Below are 23078 nucleotides of genomic sequence, written 5' to 3' on the forward strand. Positions count from 1 at the left end.
CCCGAATCAGCGCACGTCGAACCTGTCGAGGTTCATCACCTTGTCCCAGGCAGCGACGAAGTCCTGCACGAACTTCGGCTGCGCGTCATCGGCGCCATAGACCTCGACAAGCGCCCGCAACTCCGAGTTGGACCCGAAGACCAGGTCCACGCGGCTGCCGGTCCACTTCACCTTGCCACTGCCATCCTTGCCCTGGTAGGTCCCGTCATCTGCTGGCGAGGGCTCCCAGGTGATACCCATGTCGAGCAGGTTCACGAAGAAGTCGTTGGTCAGTGACTCGGAGGCCTCGGTGAACACGCCCAGCGGTAAGCGCTTGTAGTTTGCGCCGAGGACGCGCAGGCCACCTACCAGCACCGTCATCTCAGGGGCACTGAGCGTAAGCAGGTTCGCCTTGTCGAGCAGCATGTACTCGGCCGGCAACGGGTTGCCCTTTCCGAGGTAGTTTCGGAAGCCATCTGCCTTGGGCTCCAGCACGGCAAAGGATTCCACGTCGGTTTGTTCCTGCGACGCATCCGTGCGGCCCGGGGTGAAGGGCACCGTGATGTTGTGGCCAGCCGCCTTTGCTGCTTTCTCTATGGCGGCACAGCCACCGAGCACGACGAGGTCGGCGAAGGACACTTTGATGTTCCCCGGCGCCGCGGAGTTGAATGACTCCTGGATCTCTTCCAGGGTGCGAATGACCTTGCGCAGATCCCCGTCGGGGTCGTTGACCTCCCACCCGACTTGTGGCTGCAGGCGGATGCGACCACCGTTGGCGCCGCCGCGCTTGTCGCTACCACGGAACGACGACGCCGCCGCCCATGCGGTCGAAACTAGCTGTGAGACAGTCAATCCCGATGCCCGGATCTGGCTCTTAAGGCTGGCAATCTCGGCTTCGCCGACGAGGTCGTGGCTGACCGCAGGGACCGGATCCTGCCACAGCAGGGTCTGCTTGGGGACCAGCGGCCCAAGGTATCTCGCAACGGGACCCATGTCTCGGTGGATCAGCTTGTACCAGGCCTTGGCGAACTCGTCGGCCAATTCCTCGGGGTGTTCCAGCCAGCGACGCGTGATCCGCTCATAGATCGGATCCACCCGCAGCGAGAGGTCAGTGGCCAGCATCGTCGGGGAGCGCCCTGGCCCGCCGAACGGGTCCGGGATGGTGCCGGCACCGGCGCCGTCCTTGGCGGTGTATTGCCAAGCGCCAGCAGGGCTCTTCGTCAGCTCCCACTCGTAGCCGTACAGGATCTCGAGGAAACTGTTGTCCCATTTCGTCGGGGTGTTCGTCCATACGACCTCGATGCCGCTGGTGATCGCGTCCTTACCGGTTCCGGTGCCATACGAGCTCTTCCAGCCCAAGCCCATCTGCTCCAGCGGAGCAGCCTCGGGTTCGGGGCCGACCAGATCGGCCGGGCCGGCGCCATGGGTCTTACCGAAAGTGTGACCGCCGACGATCAGCGCCGCTGTTTCGACGTCGTTCATGGCCATGCGCCGAAACGTCTCGCGAATGTCGACCGCCGCGGCCATGGGGTCCGGGTTGCCGTTCGGCCCCTCCGGGTTCACGTAGATCAGCCCCATCTGCACCGCGGCCAGCGGGTTCTCCAGATCCCGCTTACCGCTGTAACGCTCATCGCCGAGCCAGGTGGCTTCCTTGCCCCAATAGACCTCATCGGGCTCCCACTGGTCGACCCGGCCGAAGCCGAACCCGAACGTCTTGAAGCCCATCGATTCCAGCGCGCAGTTGCCGGCGAAAACAATCAGGTCCGCCCATGAGAGCTTCTTGCCGTACTTCTTCTTGACCGGCCACAGCAGCCGGCGCGCCTTGTCCAAGCTGGCGTTGTCGGGCCAGCTGTTAAGCGGCGCGAACCGCTGCATGCCGCCCCCGGCGCCGCCGCGGCCGTCGTGGATGCGGTAGGTGCCGGCAGCGTGCCACGCCATCCGGATAAACAGCGGCCCGTAGTGGCCGTAGTCGGCGGGCCACCACGGCTGCGAGGTGGTCATCACTTCCTCGATGTCCCGCGTCAGGGCGTCAACGTCGATGGTCGCGACCTCCGCGGCATAGTCGAACGCCGCACCCATCGGGTCAGCGACGGCCGGGTTTTGGTGCAGTACCTTCAGATTGAGCCGGTTGGGCCACCAGTCCTGGTTTCCGCCGCCCTCGACGGGGTATTTCATATGACCCACGACGGGACAGCCGTTGCTAGCGGCTCCGGTGGTGGTTTCTGTAATGGGTGGGTGTTGCTCGGGCACAGCATTCCTTCCAGGAGTTGGTGTTATCGGGCTGTGATCACGGATGTGATCGCGAAGTGTCGGATATCGAACAATCAGGACATAGACCCCAGTAGATGACCTCCGCCTCGTCCAACAGGAAGCCGTTATGGTCCGAGGCCGTCAGACAGGGTGCCTCGCCAACAGCACAGTCGACATCGGCGATAACCCCGCAAGACCGGCAGACGATGTGATGGTGGTTGTCGCCGACCCTGGACTCGTAGCGCGCGACGGAGCCCGAGGGTTGGATCTTTCGCACCAAGCCCGCGGCGGTCAGGGCATGCAGCACGTCGTACACGGCTTGCCGGGATACGTCGGGCAGCGCAAAACGCACGGCACCGAAAATCGTTTCCGTGTCGGCGTGTGGATGCGCATTCACTGCTTCCAGGACGGCGACGCGCGGTCGGGTCACGCGCAGGTCGGCCGTCCGGAGCTGTTCGGCGTAGTCCGGTATAGAGGACACACTAGACAATATGACTCCCTTTTCTGGAATCAGTCAAGACTTTGGCTAGCGTGACAGGCGTCTGCTAGGACCCGATCGCCCCGGGGCCGCTGGATCGTGGGATGGCGGGTGGATCAGCCTTCGTATGTTCCGATGAGCCGGGCCTGCATGGTGGCGGCCTGCGCGATCACCCGCGCCGCTTGTGTCCCAGCCAGTCCCGCGAGTGGAGGCACGGCAGGAAGGTGGTAGAGGGTAAACCGGTAGTGGTGTGTCCCGGTGCCCGCCGGCGGGCAGGGGCCGGTGTATGCGGGCTGACCGCTGGAGTTCGGCAGGCTGATTCCGCCACCGGGAGTCTCACCATCGGCGGTGCTGCCAGCACCAGGGGCGATCCCGATCACGATCCAATGGACGTAAGGTTCGCGAGGTGCGTCCGGATCATCGACAACGAGTGCGCCGCCAAACGGCGCCGACCAGGTCAACGGAGGCGCGATATTGGCTCCTTTGCAGGTGTACTGTTCCGGGATCGGCGCACCGTCGGCGAATGCCGGACTGCTGATTGTCAGTACATCGCCGGTAGGCGTTTCGGGCATACTCCGACCGAGCGCTGCTGCTTTCGGCGCCAGCGGCGCCGCCTTTCGACTGTCACCGTTGCCACCGTAGGCAACTAGCGCCACGGGGAGCGCCAGCCCCAAGATGGCCAGTGCGAACCGGTGAAATGCGTGCGCCACTGTCGATTCCATATTGATCATTGTCGCCAGGCGCAATTGGAGAAGCCAGGGTTTCGACCACCTCGCCAGGGATGCCGCGGCGTCAGCCTTCGAATGTGCCGACGAGCCGGGCCTGTCCGCTGGCGGCCTGTGCTATCGCCTGTGCCGCTTGGACTCCCGTGGCTCCCGGTGGCAGCTGGAGCGCGACAGGAAGGTGGTAGAGGGTAAACCGGTAGTGGTGTGTCCCGGTGCCCGCCGGCGGGCATGGACCGAAGTATCCTTGCCGACCACCAGAATTCGGCACGCTGTGCCCACCAGCAGGAGTCTGACCATCCGCCGTGCTGCCAGAGCCAGGGGCGATTCCGGTCACGATCCAGTGCACGTACAGTCCGCCGACCGCGTCGGGGTCATCGACGACGAGTGCCAGTTCGGCTGCGCCCGCGGGCGACGACCACGTCAACGGTGGCGCCACGTTGGCCCCCTTGCAGCTGAATTGCACCGGGATCGGGGCGCCGTCGGCGAACATGGGACTGGCGATCGTCAGTGGCTCGGCGGCCGGCGCCGGCGTTGTTGCGTCGACGGTCGTCGCTTTCGGCACGTATGGCGGTGTCTCTCGACTGTCACCGCCCCCGCCCCCGCAGCCACCCAGCGCCACTACGAGCGCCAGCCCCGCGGTGGCTAATGGGGTTCGGTGAAGTGTGCTCGTCATTGGAGATTCCATAGCACATTGTTACTAACTGGGATTCGAGAGTACAGCTGTTTTGCGGCCGCGCTTACCAGACAGCCGGGCCCCGGGCCACCCATCGCCTCACGGTACCAGCACCACCTTGTCGACGTTCTCCCGTGCGGCCAGAATCCGATGTGCTTCAGGAGCTTCGGCGAACGGCACGATTGCATGAACGATCGGCAGGATCGTTCCGTCGTTGAGCGCCTTGGTCAGCGGCGCGATCCAGGGTTCAAGGGTGCGGCGATCGTCCCACAACCGCAGCATGTTAAGACCGATCACGGTTTTCGACTCCTCGAGTTGTTTCATCAGGTTAAAGCCGCGCAGCATTGACAACGCGTGGGGCGCCACCCTGCGCATCGATCGTTTCTCGCCGTGCTGCATATTCGAAATCCCGTAGCCAACCAGCCTTCCACCCGGGCGCAGCAGAGTGTAGGACCGCCGCAGCGAGGTGCCGCCGAGCGCGTCAAGCACGACGTCATACGGGCCCAATCCCTGCCACCAGCCGTCCCGGCGGTAGTCGATCGCGCGGTCCACACCGAACTCGGCCAGCTTCTGATGTTTTTGGGGTGATGCGGTGCCGTGCACTTCGGCCTTGGCTGCTTTCGCGAATTGGACCGCCGCGATGCCGACTCCACCGGCCGCGGCGTGAATCAGCACCCGCTCACCGGCGCGCAACGATCCGTAGCCGTGCAGCGCCGCCCAGGCGGTCGCGTAATTCACCGGGACCGCGGCACCCTGTTCGAAGCTCAGCGCATCGGGGAGCACAACCGAGTCGGTGGCCGCAACGTTGACGATCTCGCAGTAGCCACCAAATCGTGTACCGGCCAGGACTCGTTCGCCGACCCGGTTCGGGTCGACCCCATCACCGACAGCCTCGACCGTCCCAGCGACTTCGTATCCGACCACCGCCGGAAGTTTCGGCGCGTCTGGGTACAGGCCGACGCGGGCGAGATGGTCAGCGAAGTTCACCCCTGCTGCGCGGACGGCGACCCGCAGCTGGCCCGGGCCCGGTGGCGGCGGGTCCGGTCGCTGCCGCACCTGCAAGACCGATGGGTCGCCATGTTTGGTGATGACCACTGCTCGCATAATGTTCTCCTTGTCAGGCTTGACGGGTCGCACCCGCGAACACCCCTCTGTGATAGCACGAGTTATCAGGAGGTTCGGCGGGGCGTTACCTTTGCGGTTGTGCACTTCGACTGGGAGCGCCTGACCGACAGCGTGCATCGCTGCCGGCTGCCGTTCTGTGACGTCACCGTTGGGCTGGTCCGGGGCCGCACCGGAATACTGCTCGTCGACACCGGGACCACCCTCGGCGAAGCAACAGCAATCGCGGCCGACGTCAAGCAGATCGCTGGTTGCCAGGTAACGCATGTTGTGTTGACACACAAGCATTTCGACCATGTGCTGGGTTCCTCGGTGTTCGACCAAGCGGAGGTGTTCTGCGCTCCCGAGGTCGTCGAATACCTACGGTCGGCTACCGACCGGCTCCGCGAAGATGCCCTGAGCTACGGCGCGGACACAGCTGAGGTTGACCGCGCGATCGCGGCCCTGAAACCACCTCAGCACGGGATCTACGATGCAGCCGTCGATCTCGGGGACCGCACCGTCACCATCACTCACCCCGGCAGCGGCCACACCACAGCAGATCTCGTCGTGGTGGCGCCGGCCACCGGCCATGCAGACGGCCCAACGGTGGTCTTCACGGGTGATCTTGTCGAGGAGTCAGCCGATCCTGATATCGACGCCGATTCCGACCTGGCGGCCTGGCCGGCAACGCTTGATCGGGTACTTGCGATCGGCGGCCCTGACGCCAGCTACGTCCCGGGGCACGGGAAGGTCGTCGATGCGCAGTTTGTCCGTCGCCAGCGCGCCTGGTTGCGAACACGTGCGAGCCGCCAGCCTCGTGAAACGCCAGCTACTTTGCCGTGCAAGCGGTGACGAGCGCATCCGGGTCGGTAACGCTGACCCACAATTCGCGCACCGTCATCGACTTCTTCCACATCTTTGCCTGTTCGGGCGGATCGATCGTCAGTGCCACCAGGCCCTTACGTGACCCGTTGACCAGCCAGCGGCCGAATCCAAAGTGCACCCCGGCTGCGTAGACCCTTGCGTTGGTCGCCTCTGCCTTCGTGATCGACGTCAACGGGATGTCGGCGGCAAATGCCCATCCCATCTTGACGTGCAGGCTCCCCGCCCCAACCCATAGCTCGCTGTTCTTGGGGCCGAGCCCGAGCGGCACCGCAAGCGGGAGAAACCAACGGTCAAAGCGCAACTGGGTCGGCACCAAGATGACCCTACCGGTGCTAGTGCGGCTCAGTACCATGTAGGAGTTAGTCTCGAACCGCCCCAGTGGCGTTGCGGAATTTGCGAGCCGTCATCGGTCAGTGATCTAGGTCGCCCGTCCGGGGATACACTCGGTCCGTCAGGTGAATCGGGGCTGCAGAGGAGCGCAAGGCCATGGCCATCGCCGAAACGGACACCGAGGTCCACACACCGTTCGAGCAGGACTTTGAGAAAGACGTAGCCGCCACTCAGCGATACTTCGACAGCTCGCGCTTTGCTGGGATCATTCGGCTCTACACCGCCCGCCAAGTCGTGGAACAGCGCGGCACGATCCCCGTCGACCACATCGTGGCGCGAGAGGCGGCGGGCGCCTTCTACGAGCGTCTGCGCGAACTCTTTGCAGCCCGCAAGAGCATCACGACGTTTGGCCCCTACTCGCCGGGGCAGGCGGTGAGCATGAAGCGGATGGGTATCGAGGCGATCTACCTCGGTGGTTGGGCTACCTCAGCTAAGGGCTCCAGCACCGAAGATCCGGGGCCCGACCTCGCCAGCTACCCGCTGAGCCAGGTGCCTGACGATGCCGCGGTGCTGGTGCGCGCCTTGCTCACCGCGGACCGCAACCAACACTATCTACGCCTGCAGATGAGCGAGCGACAGCGTGCGGCGACACCGGCTTACGACTTCCGCCCGTTTATCATCGCCGACGCCGGCACCGGCCACGGCGGCGATCCGCACGTACGCAACCTGATCCGCCGCTTCGTCGAGGTCGGTGTGCCGGGCTACCACATCGAGGACCAACGACCCGGCACCAAGAAGTGCGGCCACCAGGGCGGCAAGGTCCTGGTGCCGTCCGACGAACAGATCAAGCGGCTCAACGCCGCCCGCTTCCAGCTCGACATCATGCGGGTGCCCGGCATCATCGTCGCACGCACCGACGCGGAGGCGGCCAACCTGATCGACAGTCGCGCCGACGAGCGTGACCAGCCGTTCCTTCTCGGCGCGACCAAGCTCGACGTACCGTCCTACAAGTCCTGTTTCCTGGCAATGGTGCGGCGTTTTACGAACTGGGCGTCAAGGAGCTCAATGGTCATCTTCTCTATGCGCTTGGCGACAGCGAGTACGCGGCGGCCGGCGGTTGGCTTGAGCGCCAAGGCATTTTCGGCTTGGTCTCCGACGCGGTCAACGCGTGGCGGGAGGACGGCCAGCAGTCGATCGACGGCATTTTCGACCAGGTCGAGTCGCGGTTCGTGGCGGCCTGGGAGGACGACGCGGGCCTGATGACCTACGGAGAGGCCGTGGCGGACGTGCTCGAATTCGGTCAGAGCGAGGGCGAACCCATTGGCATGGCTCCCGAGGAGTGGCGGGCGTTCGCCGCGCGTGCATCGCTGCATGCCGCCCGGGCAAAGGCCAAGGAGCTGGGCGCCGATCCGCCATGGGACTGCGAGCTGGCCAAGACCCCGGAGGGCTACTACCAGATCCGCGGCGGCATACCGTATGCGATCGCCAAATCGCTGGCCGCGGCACCGTTTGCCGACATTCTTTGGATGGAGACCAAGACCGCCGATCTCGCCGACGCTCGACAGTTCGCCGAGGCGATCCATGCCGAGTTCCCCGACCAGATGCTGGCGTACAACCTCTCACCATCGTTCAACTGGGACACCACCGGCATGACCGACGAGGAGATGCGGCGCTTCCCCGAGGAGCTCGGCAAAATGGGCTTCGTCTTCAACTTCATCACCTATGGCGGGCACCAGATCGACGGTGTCGCGGCCGAGGAATTCGCCACCGCGCTGCGCCAGGACGGCATGCTGGCGCTGGCTCGGTTGCAGCGCAAGATGCGCTTGGTCGAATCTCCCTATCGCACACCGCAAACGCTAGTCGGCGGGCCGCGCAGTGACGCCGCATTGGCTGCCTCCTCCGGACGCACGGCGACCACGAAGGCAATGGGCAAGGGCTCCACCCAGCACCAGCACTTGGTGCAAACTGAGGTGCCGCGCAAGCTGCTAGAGGAATGGCTGGCCATGTGGAGCGGTCACTACCAGCTCAAAGACAAACTGCGCGTACAGCTTCGGCCGCAGCGGGCCGGCTCGGAGGTGCTCGAGCTCGGCATCCACGGCGAAAGCGATGACAAGCTCGCCAACGTGATATTCCAACCGATCCAAGATCGCCGCGGCCGCACCATCCTGTTGGTACGCGACCAGAACACGTTCGGTGCGGAACTACGCCAAAAGCGGCTGATGACCCTGATCCACCTCTGGCTCGTCCACCGCTTCAAGGCGCAGGCGGTGCACTACGTCACGCCCACCGACGACAACCTCTACCAGACCTCGAAGATGAAGTCGCATGGAATCTTCACCGAGGTCAACCAGGAGGTGGGCGAGATCATCGTCGCCGAGGTGAACCACCCGCGCATCGCCGAACTGCTGACGCCCGATCGGGTGGCGCTGCGGAAGTTGATCACGAAGGAGGCGTAGCCAGCGCTGCCAACTGTCTTGGGGGCCAACCGGGTGTGCGTCGAGGTGGCGCACATCGCGAAACGCGAAGGATGCTGTCAGACGGCGTCTGCGGTGGCCTGTCGAAGATCCAGCGCACCGGCGTTCACCTGCGTCGGCCCGCGGTCGCGACTACCATCGCCGCCCCCGTTTACGGCCCGGCACCCGGTGAGAAGAAGCCCAGGAGCATTTGGCCGATGTTGTTGACGCCCGAGTTAAACGCAGCGGTGAGGTGACCAACGGTGCTCGTGTTGTTGAAGCCCGAGACGGTGTTGCCTAGGTTCGCCACGCCCGACGCCAGCTGCCCGACGTTGTAGATTCCCGAGACTCCGCCTTGCAGCGCGTTCGGCACCTGGTTCCAGAGGCCCGAAATGCCGGGCCCGACGTTGCCGAAGCCGGATGCGCTTCCATCGCCACTGTTGAAGAAGCCCGAAGACGGGGTGGTGGTGGAGTTTCCGAAGCCCGGGGCGCTCGTGATGTTGATCGGGATGTTGATCGGTCCCAAGCCGCCGTTGGCGGTCAAGTTCAGGGGGGATCCGGGAATGGTGAAGCCGGGGATCGTAACCGGGCTCGTGCCCCCGCTCAACGGAACATTCAACCCAAACGGATTAATCGCGAAACCAGGGATCGTAACCGGGCTCGTGCCCCCGCTCAACGGAACATTCAACCCAAACGGATTAATCGCGAAACCAGGGATCGTGACAGCGTTGGTAGCACCGCTCAGCGGAATATTCAAACCGAACGGATTAACACTGAATCCCTGGATGCCAGACTCCAGGGTGCCGCCGGCCAGCGTGACGCCTAATACGAATGTGCTAAGCGGGATGGGGCCGATGTAGCCCGTGAAGATACCAGCGACGTTAAACGGAAGTTCGTTGAGAGTGATGTTGACCGGTATCCTGATGTTAATCGTAAGGGGGATGCGGGAAATAGGGACGCCGGGAACGGTGATCGGACCGACACCACCCAGCGCGTTCAGGCTCAACGGAATACCAGGAATAGTAATATCAGGCACCACAATCGGACCGACACCACCCAGCGCGTTCAGGCTCAACGGAATACCAGGAATAGTAATATCCGGCACCACAATCGGACCGACACCACCCAGCGCGTTCAGGCTCAACGGAATACCAGGAATAGTAATATCCGGCACCACAATCGGACCGACACCACCCAGCGCGTTCAGGCTCAACGGAATACCAGGAATAGTAATATCCGGCACCACAATCGGACCGACACCACCCAGCGCGTTCAGGCTCAACGGAATACCAGGAATAGTAATATCCGGCACCACAATCGGACCGATGCCACCATTCACTTCGACGCTCAGTGGGATGGCGGGAATGCTGAGTGTGTCTGAGTAGCCAATCAGACCCTGGTAATCGCCCCTCCACAGTATGCCGTTGCTGTAGCTGCCCGAGATCAGGGCGCCGGTGTTAAGGTCGCCAATGTTTCCCCAGCCGGTGTTGAGGTCGCCGAGGTTTAGGTACCCCGTGTTGGCGTTGCCCGGGTTGAGGTCGCCCGTGTTGGTGTCGCCGGCGTTGTAGCTGCCTGTGTTGTAGCTTCCTGCGTTGCCGATTCCAGTGTTGACGTTGCCGGTGTTGAACAGGCCCGTGTTGGCGTTGCCCACGTTACCCAGGCCGGTGTTGTAGTTGCCGGAGTTGCCGATGCCGACGTTTCCGTTGCCTGAGTTGAAGAAGCCGATGTTGCCGTTGCCGGAGTTGAAGAAGCCGATGTTGCCGCTGCCGGAGTTCAGCGCCCCGAATCCGACCTGATTGTCGCCGGTGAGCCCGATACCAATATTTCCAGTGCCCGTGTTGCCGAAGCCGATGTTGCCGTTACCGATGTTCGCGAAGCCGTAGTTGTTGCCGCCGATGTTCCCAAAGCCAATGTTGTGCAGGGCCTCCGTCAACCCCGGACCCGTGTTTGCAAACCCAAGGTTGTTGCTGCCGACGTTTCCAAAACCGAAGTTGTTGCTTCCGATGTTTCCGAAACCGAAACTTCCGTTGCCGATGTTTCCGCTACCGAAGTTGTAGCTACCGACGTTTCCGCTACCCACGTTGTAGTCGCCGAGGTTTGCGTTGCCCAAGTTGAGTGTGCCGTCGTTGGCGAAGCCGAAGTTGAATAACGTCCCACCTGCGGCGTTGCGCATGAAGCCGGCGAGTTGGCTGTCGGTGTTACCGACGCCGGAGTGAAAGGCCGATGTCGCTAGGCCCAGCGTGCTGGTGTTGTAGAGGCCTGAGACTGTGTTGCCGAAGTTCAAGATTCCCGATGTCAGTGGCCCGACGTTAAGGAATCCGGAGTTGCCGAGATTCCCAGCAATGTTCCAGAAGCCAGATCCGCCCGAACCGACGTTCCCGAAACCCGATGTGCCGCCCGTACCGCTGTTGAAGAAGCCCGATGACGGGGTGGTGGTCGAGTTTCCGAAGCCTGGGGTGCCCGCGATTTCGATCGGGATGTTGATCGGCCCGAGGCTGCCGGACACGTCGATGCCCAACGGGATTGAGGGGATCGTGATTGGCGGGGTAGTGAGGGGGCCGATGGCGCCGCCCACATCAATACCCAACGGGATTGCCGGAAGTGAGTAGCCATCCGGGAACACCGTAAACGGGCCTAACCCTCCGCCCACATCAATACCCAACGGGATTGCCGGAAGTGAGTAGCCATCCGGGAACACCGTAAACGGGCCTAACCCTCCGCCCACATCAATACCCAACGGGATTGCCGGAAGTGAGTAGCCATCCGGGAACACCGTAAACGGGCCTAACCCTCCACCCACATCAATACCCAACGGAATAGCCGGCAAACTATAACCACCCGATAAGAAGGTGATGGGACCGATTTGACCACTCACTGTCACGTAATCTGGAGGGAATCCGGGGAAAAATGGCGGAATCGCGGGAATCTCAGGAGTGCCTAGCTGTATCGATATGCTACCCGGGCCTATGCTGCCAACGGTGGGATTTACGCCGAATAAGCCGATCGCAAGCGGAGACGCGGGGATCGAAATCGATCCCACGTTAATGACCTGGAACGCCGATAGCTCTAGGCCAATAGAATTTAGAGTGATCGGCGGGATGTTGATGGGGCCAACGAGTGCCCCGGTACTGTTGATGCCCAGCCCGATGGCGGGAACAGTAATAGGCGGAACATTGATCGGCCCCACCAACGCTCCGGAACTGTTAATGCCCAGGCCGATTTCGGGAATGGTGATGGACGGGATGGTGATGGGGCCGACGGAGCCGAGGCCGTTGAGGTCTAGGCCAGCAGCGGGAATGGTCAGTGTGCCGGAGAAGCCGATCAAGCCCTGGTAGTCGCCTCGCCAGAAGAAGCCGTTGCTGTAGTTGCCAGAGTTGAATCCACCGGTGTTGACGTTGCCGGTGTTTCCCACGCCGGTGTTGAGGTTGCCGGGGTTGAAGAAGCCTGTGTTGGAGCTGCCCGTGTTGAAGTCGCCCGTGTTGAAGCTGCCTAGATTGAAGCTGCCCGTGTTGTAGTTGCCCGTGTTGCCGATGCCAGTGTTGGCGATGCCGGCGTTGAAGAAGCCCGTGTTGGCTTGGCCCGTGTTGCCGATACCCGTGTTGTAGCTGGTACCTGAGTTCCCGATGCCGAAGTTTCCGGTGCCCGTATTGCCGATGCCGATGTTGCCGGTGCCTGAGTTGAACAAGCCGATATTGCCGGTCCCCGAGTTCCAGCCGCCGAACCCCTGCTGGTTGTCGCCGGTGAGGCCGAAGCCGATGTTTCCGTTGCCCGTGTTGCCGAAGCCGATGTTTCCGTTGCCGGTGTTGCCCAAGCCAACGTTGTTGCTGCCGACATTTCCAAGGCCGAAGTTGTTGCCGCCGGGATTTAGGCTGCCCAAGTTCAAAATGCCAAGGTTAGCGGCGCCCATCTGTCCGAAGCCCGAGTTTGCCAGGCCTAAGCTAAGATTTGCCAGCACACCCTTGGAACTGGTGATCGCCGCGGTGACGACGGCCGCCGGAGCGGCCGCCAACTGGGCGGGCAGGTCTGTCAGATTCTGCGGCGGCGCAGTGAACGGCGTCAGGGCCGACGCCACCGCCGATGCCCCGGCATGGTAGGCCGACATCACCGACACATCGATGGCCCACATCTGTTCGTATGCGGCCTCAATCGCAGCGATCGCCGGAGCATTCTGCCCGAAGAAGTTTGAGAACACCAATGACACCAGGTCGGAGCGGTTGGCCGCCACCAGCGCCGGTTGCACCATCGCCGCCCGGACAGCCTCGAACTCGGCCACGAGGGCCGCGGCTTGGGTTGCCGACCGCTGGGCCTGGGCCGCTGCCGCGGCAAGCCATCCTAGGTACGGCGCTACCGCAGCGGCCATCGCCGCCGATGACGGTCCGAGCCACGATTCGCCGACCAGGCCCGACGTCACGGAGTTGAAAGAGGCCGCTGCCGAGGCCAATTCCATCGCCAGTTGGTCCCAGGCGACCGCGGCCGCCGACATGGGTTCTGATCCCGCCCCGCCGAATATGAGGGCCGAGTTGATCTCTGGTGGCAATGTTGAAAAATTCATGGCCCCGACTTTCCCTGGGTGCACCGAATTCATGGCGGCTCACCAACCCGCGGTCGGCGAGCGCCGTGTCGCTCGACGCTACTCGGCGATCTTCGCGGCCGTATGCATATCACCCGAATAGGGCCATGATTCATAGATCTCGTCAAACTGATTTACGGCGGGCGCTTTTTAGCCGCTCTAGGAATCGACGCCAAACCCAACGAACGAGCCTCAGCCAAGGCCGAAATCGATTAATTCCCCGATGATTTCATCGTTGTGGAGGTCGTCGCAGGCGTCGTTGATCTGATCGTGGCGATTACGGCTGGTGATCCTCTCCGCGGGGCGGGGTCCGCACGGATTATGGCGTGGTGCTCTGGAAGAACAGGCCCGACAGGTTGTTGCCGATGTTGGCCAAACCGGAGACCAAGCTGGTCACGGCAAACGGCAGGGTGCCGGTGTTGGCGAAGCCCGATATGCCGCTGCCAAGGTTGGAGAAGCCGGAGATAAGACCACCGTAGTTCTGGTAGCCCGAGCCGGCTAGCAGCCCAACAGGACTTGTGTTGAACCAACCCGACAGTCCCGAGCCGCTGTTGCCGAAGCCCGAGTTCCCACCGATTCCGGCGTTGAAAAAGCCCAACGAGGGCGTTGCGCTCGAGTTGAAGTATCCCGGCCCCGCTGGGATTGCGAATCCGCCCATGGTGGTGCTCGGCAGGTGGATGCTGGCGATGGTGAGTGCGGGTGTGGTGAAGGCCGCCAAGCCCACCGGCTGGATGGTGAACTCTGGCGTGGTGATCTCCGGGATATTGACCTGGGGGAGGGTGAAACCGCTAAGTCCGATCGGGTCGATGGCGAACGGTGGAGTCGTTATCTCGGGCGTCATGATCTGAGGAAGCGTGAAACCACCCAGCGCTATCGGATCGATCGTGAACGCCGGGGTGGTAATCGCCGGGATGCTGAGCTGCGGCAGCGTAAACCCACCCAGCGTGATCGGGTCGATGGTCAACTCCGGGGTCGTGAACTGTTGAGTAGTGATATCCGGCAGGCTCAATGCACCGACACCAATCGGACTGATCGTCAACGCCGGAGTGGTGAATTCTTGGGTGCTGATCTCTGGCAGGGTGAACCCGTCGACCGAGATCCCCCCGAGGGACCACGGTTGGATGACGACGTTGGGGAGGGTGAAGGGGGTGACGTTGATTGCGCCGATCGAGAAGCCGACGCCGTTGATTTGACCTCCACCCACGGTAATGGTCCCAGTATTAATAAAGGCAGGAGGTGTATTAGCGAAGCCGCCAATCTGCGGGAATACCCCGGGCATATTGGTTTGCAAGGCAGTGATGTTGTTCGGAATGAACACCACCAAATTAGTTATCGTAATGCCGTTAAGGCTAAAGGTGGGAAGATTGATGACACCAGAATTTGCTTGCGTGGCTATGCCGGGAGTGCTAAAGCCGCCTATACTTATTTGGGGTGTACTTATTAACGGGGTGTGTATCGTGGGTAGCGTAAATCCGCCGACAGTGGTGCCAGCCGGAATCGTGATCGGCGGAACCGTCACCGACGGAATACTCAGCGTCGGCAGATTGAACGCACCTAGCGCTGTGCCAGCCGGAATCGTGATCGGCGGAACCGTCACCGACGGAATACTCAACTGAGGCAAGTTAAACGCACCTACCGTGATGTTGGCTGGTGTCGTTGTAGCTGGAATCGTCAACGACGGCACCGTCAACCCCGGCAAATCAAACGCACCCACCGTGATGTTAGCTGGCGTCATCGCCGCTGGAATCGTCAACGACGGCACCGTCAACCCCGGCAAATCAAACGCACCCACGGTAACGTTGGCCGGCGTCGTCACCGCCGGAATCGTCAACGACGGCAAGGTTATCGCGGGCAGGCTGAACGCGGGAACCGAGATTCCGGGTATTTCCAGAGACGGAAGCGTCAAATCAGGGCTGGTGATGGCGAACTGCAGGCTGCCTTGGCCCACACCACGGTAAAAGACACCATTGTTCATGTCGCCCGTGTTGAACAAGCCGTTATTCATGTCGCCTATGTTGAAGGCGCCGGTGTTGATGCTTCCTGTGTTGAACCAGCCGGTGTTGGCGCCGCCCGTGTTGAAGGTACCCGTGTTCGACGGGCCCGGGTTGAAGGCACCGAAGTTGTAGTGGCCGACGTTGAAGCTGCCGGTGTTCGCGTTCCCAACGTCGAACATGCCCGTATTGAAAGAGCCCGCATTCAGGAATCCGGTGTTGCCGTGTCCGGGGTTGAACAGGCCAGTGCTGAAGTTACCGGAGTTCCCGATGCCAAAGTTGCCATTGCCGGAGTTGAAGAAACCGATATTGGCGCTACCCGCGTTGAATAATCCGACGTTACCGTTGCCGGAATTGAGTCCGCCAATGCCGATTTGGTTGTTTCCAGTCAGGCCGTTGCCGATATTGTTGTTGCCGGTGTTCGCAATTCCGAAGTTGCCGATGCCTGCATTGGCGAATCCCGTGTTCAAATTGCCCAGGTTTGCAAGTCCGAAGTTGTTGGCGCCCGCGTTTCCTATGCCGATGTTGTTGCCACCTAGGTTGGCCGAGCCGATATTGAAGCTACCGAAGTTGCCGGACCCCAGATTGTTGTTGCCAAGGTTGGCGTTGCCGATGTTGCCGAGCCCATTGTTGGCATTGCCGAGGTTGCCACCACCGACGTTGGCCAAGCCGAGGCTAGCGGCGATCGCCCGGCCGGCAAAAGTCGGCATGCCCACGGCCGTGGTGAGCGCGGTCACCACGGCCGCGGGCCCGGCCGCCAGACCCGCCGGAAGCCGCAGCGGGAGGGCGAATGCCGGTAGCGCCACAGCGACCGCCGACGCCCCGGAATGGTAGGCCGCCATCGCCGATACATCCAGAGCCCACATCTCCTCGTATGCGGCTTCGGCGGCCGCGATCGCGGGAGCGTTTTGACCAAAAAGGTTCGATATCACCAGCGATATGAGGCCGGAACGGTTGGCGGCCACCAGCGCCGGTTGTACCATCGCCAGCCGCACAGCCTCGAACTCGGCCACCATCACCTGGGCCTGGGTGGCCGCCTGCTCGGCCTGGGTCGCCGCCGCGGCCAGCCACCCCGCATACGGGGCTGCCGCCGCTGCCATCGCCACCGATGACCGACCCTGCCACGACCCGCCGACCAGCCCGGCTGTCACCGAGCCGAAAGAGACAGCAGCCGAGGCTAATTCGGTTGCCAGCCCGTCCCAGGCCGACGCCGCCGCCAGCATCGGTCCGGAGCCCGCCCCGGCGAAGATCAAGGCCGAGTTGATCTCCGGCGGCAACACTGAGTAATGCATCGCTCCCCACCTTCCGGGGTGAGCCTGGTGCTGATGAAAGGTCACACGCCCGTCGTCGCTGACTCGTTCGTAGCGCATGAGAGTACGCGGAGATCTTGAATTGTGTATCCGAGCAAATGAAACCGTTATCTATTTGTTATAGACATATCGGGCACGGATGCAAAGTTCTTTTACACGCTATGCGTAATCACGATCCGTGCCCGTCTGATGTAAACCACCGACGTAGGCGCACTGATATAAATGCATTTATTACCAAGGTGATTGGGTGAAATAATTACCCCGGAAAACTGTGCTCAATAGGAACGATTATTAGTTTGAATCACTGCCATAATCCACCCTATGTGCAACCCGGATGAATTCCGATCGCGTGCTTATTCCTGCCAAACATTCGGGCTTTAGCCCTGGCCCACCACGCGGGCACCAATCCGACGCTGCCCCTACAGCGAAATCACCGGCGCACCGCCTCCCGCTCGGCCGCCTTCACCAGTTGACCCGCGAAGAACCTGACCGCGCCACCCAGCGCCGCCCGCATCACCGGCCCCGTCCCACGAACCTTTTCGGTAAACGAGCCACTCCAGCGGAGATCGGTACCGCCCGACGCATTTGGTGTAAGGACCACCTCGCCGAAGTAGTCCTGGACGGGTGTCCTCGCGCCAACCAGCTTGTAGACGTGGCGACGGTCCTGCTCATACTCGACGGTCTCTTCCTGCACGAACACCGGCCACATGCCTAGTTTGCGGATGGCCCCGATGCCGCCGGGCGCGGGATCACCGCGTCGCGCCCAACTCGATTGAGCAACGATGGGCTTGGCCCAGGTCGCCCAGTTGCCACCGTCTGTCACGAGCCGAAACAAGGTTGCAGCCGGCGCGCTGCTGGTCTTGGTGACCTCGAACGAAAATTTCCGACCCGACATGCGCGACTCCCGAAACGACAACTGAAGCGGCCCGATATGGTGCTGCCGCGTACCCTACCGCGCAGCCGTCCGTGCCGGCCGTAGTGGACCAGCCAAGGTGTTCCCGCGCTGGCCGCAGCAGGCGCATAATCACGAGGTGTCCCGCGCAGATACCGTCTCAGTGCCCCGTGCGCCCACCCAGGCTGAGGTCGCCGCAGTGCTGCGCATCATGACGCCGCTGCGCAAGGTGATTAAACCAAAGGTCTATGGGATCGAAAATGTGCCGACCGAACGCGCATTGCTGGTTGGCAACCACAACACGCTTGGCTTGGTCGACGCGCCATTGCTGGCCGCCGAGCTCTGGGAGCGGGGGAGAATCGTCCGGTCCCTTGGCGACCACGCCCATTTCAAGATTCCGGGGTGGCGCGACGCGCTGACACGAACAGGGGTCGTCGAAGGCACCAGAGAGATCACCTCGGAGTTGATGCGACGCGGCGAGCTCGTCATGGTCTTTCCCGGCGGCGCCCGTGAGGTCAACAAGCGCAAGAACGAGCGCTACAAGCTGGTGTGGAAAAATCGGCTGGGGTTCGCGCGCTTGGCAATTCAGCACGGCTATCCGATTGTGCCGTTCGCTTCGGTGGGTGCTGAACACGGCATCGACATCGTGCTCGACAACGAATCCCCACTGCTGGCACCGGTCCAGTTCCTCGCCGAGAAGCTGCTCGGCACCAAAGACGGTCCGGCGCTGGTCCGTGGTGTCGGACTGACACCGGTACCGCGCCCCGAACGGCAGTATTACTGGTTCGGCGAGCCAATCGACACCACAGAGTTTATGGGGCAGCAAGCCGACGATAACGCCGCACGCAGGGTGCGCGAGCGTGCCGCCGCCGCTATCGAACACGGCATCGAGCTGATGCTGGCCGAGCGCGCAGCCGATCCAAATCGATCCCTGGTCGGACGGCTCTTGCGCTCGGACGCCTAAGGCGCCCCTGAGGCGTTCCCGGGGCCTGATTCAGAAGTCAGAAGACCGAGTCGACTTGATCGGGGATTGGGGTGCCGTCGTTGCGCAATACCGGTTGTTTCGATCCGTCGGGGTTGATGAATGCCTCCCCGCATACGTAAGGAGCGTGCTGGGGCAGCGGGTCGATAAACATCGGGTTGATCGCCCACTTACCGCCCCTGGTGAACAGGCCGTCGTAGGCCCGGCACATGAGGTCGTCCTGGTTGCGGTTGATCACGAGTGACACCACGGTGGCGTCGCCGACGAAGGTGGCGTCGCTGTTCGAGTCGCCGGCGGCGAGGACTTGACGACGATCCGCCGCGAGCTGATTGAAGGCTTGCGGGCCAGTCACCCCGAAGATGACCTGATTGGCCCAACACCGTTTGCCATCAAGGTAGGTCATGACTGAATCGTCGCCGTCGCGGACGCCTCCGCAACCGACGAGGTGAGCGGTGAGTTTCCCGGACTGGTCGGCGACGCTGCGGACTCCGACGACATGCTGATCGTCTAGACCTACCTCGCCCGCCCACACCTTGACGATCGGTTCGGGTGACGCTGACACCACCCAGGTGTCGATACCGTGTGCCTGCAGAGTACCGATGAGGTCTTTCATTTGTGGATAGACGCGGATGTAACCATCGACCTGCTGTGTTCCGACCTGCTGGGTGGCGCCGACATCGGCGGCAAGGTTCTGTTTCTTGGCCTGGTCTGCGAATCCGGCGAGCTCCTCAGCGGTGTAGCCCGCCGACAGTGCGTTGCTCCACGCGTACGGACCCGCCAACCGGCGCACGTTGTTACCCACGAAAGCCGGCTGTCCCGTGGTGGTTTCGCCGTCGAGAAGGGAAAGGATCTCGTTCGCGCACAACGCATTGCTGCCGGTCGGCAGCGGCTTGCCGGCAGGTACAACCTTGCCGCATGCCACGCTCAGCGCGTTCGCCGCCGCGTCGGTCAGGTATCGGCTGGCGGCATGCCAATCCTGGTTGGCTGGCTGCAGCACCAGGCTGTGCTGCAGCATGTAGTAGTTCGTGGCGTAGCCGATGTCGTTCTTGACGACGGTGTTGTCCCAGTCAAAGATGGCGACCTTGCGCGCAGAACCGTCCGCGGTGCCGGTGCACCTGCTGTTGGCATCGATCGCCGACTGCAGGAATTCACGAACTCCGTGGTGCCACTTCAGAAACGCGTCGAGCTGACGACAGCCGGACGCTGGGGTCGGGGGTTGGTGGGCCGAGCAGCCGATGACGCCACCGAGCACGGTTGCCATTGCCAACAGCGACGGTATGAGTCGCACCATGTAAGCCCTTCGTCAGCCCTTGGTCGTGCCAGCATGCGCCGGATGGAAGGGGGATGGGAACTGAATGGTTGCCTGCTGAACTGAACGCTGAGCAAATTCGATGCCGACGAAACATTATGGGTTTGTTTCTCGACGGCAACCCGTGCGCGATTCGACAGTCACCGCGATGCTGCCGACGCCGGCCCGCGCTCCCGGGCGATCCGCGTGAGCAGCGTAATCTCGTGCGCACGGATTTGCGGCCCGGACTAGCGCGAAAGATACTGTTGAACAGATGGATTCGACTGTAACGGCCTCGATCCGACGCATGCTGGGACTGCTCGCCGCCACATTGCTGCTCGGCGGCTGCACCGGCCAGCACACGACACGCACAGCGGCGAGCACCACATACACGCCCCACATCAAGGCCAGCAGTCAGGACGTACTGGACGGCGCCATCAATGCCGACGAGCCAGGTTGTTCGGCCGCGGTAGGAGTCGAGGGGAAAGTTATCTGGTCAGGCGTTCGCGGCATTGCGGATCTGGCATCCGGCGCCAAGATCACCACGGACACCGTGTTCGACATCGCGTCGGTGTCCAAGCAGTTCACCGCCACCGCGATCCTGCTGCTCGTCGAAGCCGGAAAGCTAACACTCGACGACCCGATATCCCAATACGTACCCGAGCTACCCGACTGGGCCCAAACCGTCACCGTCGAGCAGCTCATGCATCAAACCAGCGGCATCCCTGATTACGTCGCATTGCTGGCAGCCAGGGGGTATCAGGTCAGCGACCGCACCATCGAGGCCGAAGCCCGGCAGGCGTTAGCGGCCGCCCCCGAGCTGCAATTCAAGCCTGGCACCAGGTTCGATTACTCCAACTCCAACTACTTGCTGCTCGGCGAGATTGTCCACCGCGCATCGGGACAACCGCTGCCTGAGTTCCTCAGCGCCGAGATCTTTCAACCGCTTGGTCTGGCCATGGTGGTGGATCCGGTCGGGAAGGTTCCCAACAAAGCCGTGTCATATGAGAAGGGCACTGGTGGAAACCGGTCCGAGTACCGGGTGGGCAATCCGGCCTGGGAGCAGATCGGCGACGGTGGCATCCAGACCACGCCTAGCCAACTGGCCCGGTGGGCGGACAACTACCGGACAGGAAGCGTCGGCGGCCTGAAACTGCTCGAAGCACAACTTGCCGGTGCGGTGGAAACCGAACCCGGTGGCGGCGACCGCTACGGCGCCGGAATCGTGTCGCGCGCCGACGGAACACTCGACCACGCGGGCGCCTGGGCCGGATTCGTCACGGCATTCCACATCAGCAGTGACCGACGGACTTCGGTGGCCATCAGCTGCAACACCGACAAGCCGGACCCGGTGGCCATGGCCGATGCGCTGGGGCGCCTTTGGATGTAGCGGGGCTACCGCGGTTGGCCGCCGGTACCCAGGCTGCAATCATTCACGGTATGGCGCAACCACCGTCACTCCTCACAACTGACAATGGCCTACCCTTCGGCGTGCAAGGTGCCTGCGACTCCCGTTTCACCGGAGTCATCCGTGCCTTTGCTGGGCTGTACCCCGGCCGCAAGTTCGGGGGTGGGGCACTGTCGGTTTATATCGACGGTCGCCAGGTCGTCGATGTCTGGACGGGGTGGTCCGATCGGCAGGGCAAAGTACCCTGGACGGCCGATACCGGGGCAATGGTGTTCTCCGCGACCAAAGGGTTGGCCGCAACGGTGATTCACCGTTTGGTCGATCGCGGCCTTTTGTCCTACGACGCGCCGGTCGCGGAGTACTGGCCCGAGTTCGGAGCTAACGGCAAGTCTGAGGTCACCGTCAGCGATGTGTTGCGACATCGGTCCGGACTGGCGCACCTCAAGGGGGTGGACAAGGACGAGGTCATGGACCACCTCCTGATGGAGCAGAAGTTGGCGGCTGCGCCGCTAGACCGCCAGCACGGGAAGTTGGCTTACCATGCGGTGACTTACGGATGGCTGCTGTCCGGCTTGGCTCGTGCAGTGACCGGCAAAGGCATGCGTGAACTGTTCCGCGAAGAACTCGCTCGCCCGCTGAACACCGATGGTATTCATCTCGGCCGGCCACCGGCCGACTCGCCTACCAAGGCGGCACAGACACTTCTGCCCCAAGCCAAGGTCCCCACCCCACTGCTCGATTTCATCGCACCAAAGGTTGCGGGGCTGTCGTTCTCCGGGCTGCTCGGCGCCGTCTACTTCCCGGGCATCCTGTCGTTGCTGCAAGACGATATGCCGTTCCTCGACGGTGAGGTTCCGGCGGTCAACGGCGTTGTGACCGCGCGCGCCCTGGCCAAGACGTATGGGGCGTTGGCCAATGACGGTGTGATCGACGGCACCCGACTGCTGTCGTCGCAGGCGGTACGTGGATTGACGGGGAAGTCCGAGCTATGGCCGGACCTTAATCTCGGTCTTCCTTTTACCTACCACCAGGGTTACCAATCGTCTCCGGTGCCTGGGCTGCTGGAGGGGTACGGCCACATCGGGCTCGGTGGCACGATCGGATGGGCCGACCCGGAGACCGGCAGCGCATTCGGATATGTGCATAACCGCTTGCTGACGCTACTGTTGTTCGATATTGGCTCGTTCGCAGGGCTGGCTGCGCTGCTGAACAGCGCCGTCGTGGCAGCACGTCGCGATGACCCCCTGGAAGTGCCGCATTTCGGTGCGCCCTATAGCGAACCGCGTCATGAGCAGGCGGCCTCGGGTGCATAACTGCTCCCGTTATGCCGCGAGCGCGAGCCCGACGGGCTAGAACTCGTAAACGAGTAGCCAGACGAGAGCGACGGCCGCCAAGAACAGACCAACCAGGATAGCCGCGCGGGTAACCAGTACCTGGCGATGGAACCACTCTCGCAGCTGGGTGAATCGCCAGTCGGTCCAGGCGTAGGCGCGCACAGCCCACTGCGCCTCGACCGCGAGCAGTCGAAACGCGACCAGCAGGGCCGGGATGCCGAGTTCGGGGAGCAGCACGATCATCGGCAGGGATACGACGAATAGCCCGCCACCGACCACAGCGAGTGTCGCGCGAATCAGTAGCGGCCTGGCCCGTACCCGCTGTCGGTATGCGAGCACTCGGGCGAGCGCGGCGTCGCGGGTGGAAGTCGGGTTGATGACGTCGGCCGGGTCCATGACTGCTCCTAGTGTGCCTGCCTCGACGCC

Annotated in this window: 17 protein-coding genes and 8 other annotated features; of the genes, 6 read left to right on the top strand and 11 right to left on the bottom strand. The window is 62.6% G+C overall.

Annotated elements, in window-relative coordinates; all coding sequences use genetic code 11:
- Positions 1 to 6: 6 nt before the first annotated feature.
- The 5 genes from katG to fadB5 all read right to left on the bottom strand — a co-directional run bounded on the left by katG (position 7) and on the right by fadB5 (position 5209).
- Positions 7 to 2229 (bottom strand): catalase-peroxidase, encoded by a 2223-nt coding sequence (gene katG, locus Rv1908c; RefSeq protein ID NP_216424.1) that lies wholly within the window; start codon positions 2227 to 2229, stop codon positions 7 to 9.
- 37 nt (positions 2230 to 2266) lie between these two features.
- Entirely contained in the window at positions 2267 to 2710 is a 444-nt protein-coding gene (furA, locus tag Rv1909c) for a ferric uptake regulation protein FurA (RefSeq protein NP_216425.2), read from the bottom strand.
- Between the two features lie 113 nt (positions 2711 to 2823).
- A complete protein-coding gene (locus Rv1910c) occupies positions 2824 to 3417 on the bottom strand; it encodes a hypothetical protein (protein ID NP_216426.1) in 594 nt (197 codons plus the stop codon).
- Positions 3418 to 3499: 82 nt separating this feature from the next.
- Positions 3500 to 4105 (bottom strand): lipoprotein LppC, encoded by a 606-nt coding sequence (lppC, locus tag Rv1911c; RefSeq protein ID NP_216427.1) that lies wholly within the window; start codon positions 4103 to 4105, stop codon positions 3500 to 3502.
- Positions 4106 to 4204: 99 nt separating this feature from the next.
- Positions 4205 to 5209: an oxidoreductase FadB gene (gene fadB5 / locus Rv1912c; protein ID NP_216428.1), complete on the bottom strand. Its 1005-nt coding sequence runs from the start codon at positions 5207 to 5209 to the stop codon at positions 4205 to 4207.
- Positions 5210 to 5308: 99 nt separating this feature from the next.
- Here fadB5 and Rv1913 point away from each other — a divergent pair, with 99 nt between their 5' ends.
- Positions 5309 to 6061 carry a hypothetical protein gene (locus Rv1913; RefSeq protein NP_216429.1) on the top strand — a complete coding sequence of 251 codons (753 nt, stop codon included), beginning with the start codon at positions 5309 to 5311 and terminating at the stop codon, positions 6059 to 6061.
- Here the strand turns inward: Rv1913 and Rv1914c are convergent.
- Positions 6039 to 6446 carry a hypothetical protein gene (locus Rv1914c; protein NP_216430.1) on the bottom strand — a complete coding sequence of 136 codons (408 nt, stop codon included), beginning with the start codon at positions 6444 to 6446 and terminating at the stop codon, positions 6039 to 6041. The two genes, Rv1913 and Rv1914c, sit on opposite strands and share 23 nt — an antisense overlap.
- A gap of 134 nt (positions 6447 to 6580) precedes the next feature.
- On the opposite strand from Rv1914c, the gene aceAa reads away from it, so the two are divergent.
- Positions 6581 to 7684 carry an isocitrate lyase AceAa gene (gene aceAa, locus Rv1915; protein NP_216431.1) on the top strand — a complete coding sequence of 368 codons (1104 nt, stop codon included), beginning with the start codon at positions 6581 to 6583 and terminating at the stop codon, positions 7682 to 7684.
- Complete coding sequence (gene aceAb, locus Rv1916; protein ID NP_216432.1) at positions 7684 to 8880, top strand: isocitrate lyase AceAb; 1197 nt, start codon at positions 7684 to 7686, stop codon at positions 8878 to 8880. The genes aceAa and aceAb overlap by 1 nt, the downstream gene beginning before the upstream one ends.
- A gap of 169 nt (positions 8881 to 9049) precedes the next feature.
- Here the strand turns inward: aceAb and PPE34 are convergent, their stop codons facing one another.
- The 3 genes from PPE34 to Rv1919c all read right to left on the bottom strand — a co-directional run bounded on the left by PPE34 (position 9050) and on the right by Rv1919c (position 17643).
- Positions 9050 to 13429 (bottom strand): PPE family protein PPE34, encoded by a 4380-nt coding sequence (PPE34, locus tag Rv1917c; RefSeq protein ID YP_177655.1) that lies wholly within the window; start codon positions 13427 to 13429, stop codon positions 9050 to 9052.
- Positions 9441 to 9510, bottom strand: a repeat region (69 bp imperfect direct repeat 3,TTAATCCGTTTGGGTTGAATGTTCCGTTGAGCGGGGGCACGAGCCCGGTTACGATCCCCGGCTTCACCAT). (Overlaps the previous gene by 70 nt.)
- Positions 9511 to 9579, bottom strand: a repeat region (69 bp imperfect direct repeat 2,TTAATCCGTTTGGGTTGAATGTTCCGTTGAGCGGGGGCACGAGCCCGGTTACGATCCCTGGTTTCGCGA).
- Positions 9580 to 9648, bottom strand: a repeat region (69 bp imperfect direct repeat 1,TTAATCCGTTCGGTTTGAATATTCCGCTGAGCGGTGCTACCAACGCTGTCACGATCCCTGGTTTCGCGA).
- Positions 9859 to 9927, bottom strand: a repeat region (69 bp imperfect direct repeat 5,TCGGTCCGATTGTGGTGCCTGATATTACTATTCCTGGTATTCCGTTGAGCCTGAACGCGCTGGGTGGTG).
- Positions 9928 to 9996: a repeat region (69 bp imperfect direct repeat 4,TCGGTCCGATTGTGGTGCCGGATATTACTATTCCTGGTATTCCGTTGAGCCTGAACGCGCTGGGTGGTG), on the bottom strand.
- Positions 9997 to 10065: a repeat region (69 bp imperfect direct repeat 3,TCGGTCCGATTGTGGTGCCGGATATTACTATTCCTGGTATTCCGTTGAGCCTGAACGCGCTGGGTGGTG), on the bottom strand.
- Positions 10066 to 10134, bottom strand: a repeat region (69 bp imperfect direct repeat 2,TCGGTCCGATTGTGGTGCCGGATATTACTATTCCTGGTATTCCGTTGAGCCTGAACGCGCTGGGTGGTG).
- Positions 10135 to 10203 (bottom strand) — a repeat region (69 bp imperfect direct repeat 1,TCGGTCCGATTGTGGTGCCGGATATTACTATTCCTGGTATTCCGTTGAGCCTGAACGCGCTGGGTGGTG).
- 337 nt (positions 13430 to 13766) lie before the next feature.
- On the bottom strand, positions 13767 to 16730 hold the full coding sequence (PPE35, locus tag Rv1918c) for a PPE family protein PPE35 (protein YP_177850.1): 2964 nt from the start codon (positions 16728 to 16730) through the stop codon (positions 13767 to 13769).
- A gap of 448 nt (positions 16731 to 17178) precedes the next feature.
- Positions 17179 to 17643, bottom strand: a complete 465-nt coding sequence (locus tag Rv1919c) for a hypothetical protein (RefSeq protein ID NP_216435.1) — start codon at positions 17641 to 17643, stop codon at positions 17179 to 17181.
- 97 nt (positions 17644 to 17740) lie between these two features.
- Between Rv1919c and Rv1920 the strand changes: the two genes are divergently transcribed.
- The gene (locus Rv1920) at positions 17741 to 18604 is read left to right on the top strand and encodes a membrane protein (protein NP_216436.1); all 864 of its coding nucleotides are present in this window, start codon (positions 17741 to 17743) and stop codon (positions 18602 to 18604) included.
- Positions 18605 to 18641: 37 nt separating this feature from the next.
- On the opposite strand, the gene lppF is transcribed toward Rv1920, so the two are convergent.
- The gene (gene lppF, locus Rv1921c) at positions 18642 to 19913 is read right to left on the bottom strand and encodes a lipoprotein LppF (RefSeq protein ID NP_216437.1); all 1272 of its coding nucleotides are present in this window, start codon (positions 19911 to 19913) and stop codon (positions 18642 to 18644) included.
- Between the two features lie 271 nt (positions 19914 to 20184).
- Here lppF and Rv1922 point away from each other — a divergent pair, with 271 nt between their 5' ends.
- Positions 20185 to 21300, top strand: coding sequence for a lipoprotein (locus Rv1922; protein NP_216438.1), 1116 nt, complete (start codon positions 20185 to 20187; stop codon positions 21298 to 21300).
- Positions 21291 to 22631, top strand: a complete 1341-nt coding sequence (gene lipD / locus Rv1923; protein NP_216439.1) for a lipase LipD — start codon at positions 21291 to 21293, stop codon at positions 22629 to 22631. The genes Rv1922 and lipD overlap by 10 nt, the downstream gene beginning before the upstream one ends.
- A gap of 36 nt (positions 22632 to 22667) precedes the next feature.
- Here lipD and Rv1924c read toward each other — a convergent pair whose 3' ends face one another.
- Entirely contained in the window at positions 22668 to 23048 is a 381-nt protein-coding gene (locus Rv1924c; protein ID NP_216440.1) for a hypothetical protein, read from the bottom strand.
- Positions 23049 to 23078 lie beyond the last annotated feature (30 nt).

It is taken from the genome of Mycobacterium tuberculosis H37Rv (genome assembly GCF_000195955.2).
Lineage (GTDB): Bacteria > Actinomycetota > Actinomycetes > Mycobacteriales > Mycobacteriaceae > Mycobacterium > Mycobacterium tuberculosis.

Bases quoted from the DNA above. Each gene is read 5' to 3' on its own strand.
- lppC (NP_216427.1), bottom strand. From the start codon at position 4,105: ATGACGAGCACACTTCACCGAACCCCATTAGCCACCGCGGGGCTGGCG.
- fadB5 (NP_216428.1), bottom strand. From the start codon at position 5,209: ATGCGAGCAGTGGTCATCACCAAACATGGCGACCCATCGGTCTTGCAG.
- Rv1914c (NP_216430.1), bottom strand. From the start codon at position 6,446: ATGGTACTGAGCCGCACTAGCACCGGTAGGGTCATCTTGGTGCCGACC.
- aceAa (NP_216431.1), top strand. From the start codon at position 6,581: ATGGCCATCGCCGAAACGGACACCGAGGTCCACACACCGTTCGAGCAG.
- aceAb (NP_216432.1), top strand. From the start codon at position 7,684: ATGACCTACGGAGAGGCCGTGGCGGACGTGCTCGAATTCGGTCAGAGC.
- PPE34 (YP_177655.1), bottom strand. From the start codon at position 13,429: ATGAATTTTTCAACATTGCCACCAGAGATCAACTCGGCCCTCATATTC.
- PPE35 (YP_177850.1), bottom strand. From the start codon at position 16,730: ATGCATTACTCAGTGTTGCCGCCGGAGATCAACTCGGCCTTGATCTTC.
- Rv1919c (NP_216435.1), bottom strand. From the start codon at position 17,643: ATGTCGGGTCGGAAATTTTCGTTCGAGGTCACCAAGACCAGCAGCGCG.
- lppF (NP_216437.1), bottom strand. From the start codon at position 19,913: ATGGTGCGACTCATACCGTCGCTGTTGGCAATGGCAACCGTGCTCGGT.
- Rv1922 (NP_216438.1), top strand. From the start codon at position 20,185: ATGGATTCGACTGTAACGGCCTCGATCCGACGCATGCTGGGACTGCTC.
- Rv1924c (NP_216440.1), bottom strand. From the start codon at position 23,048: ATGGACCCGGCCGACGTCATCAACCCGACTTCCACCCGCGACGCCGCG.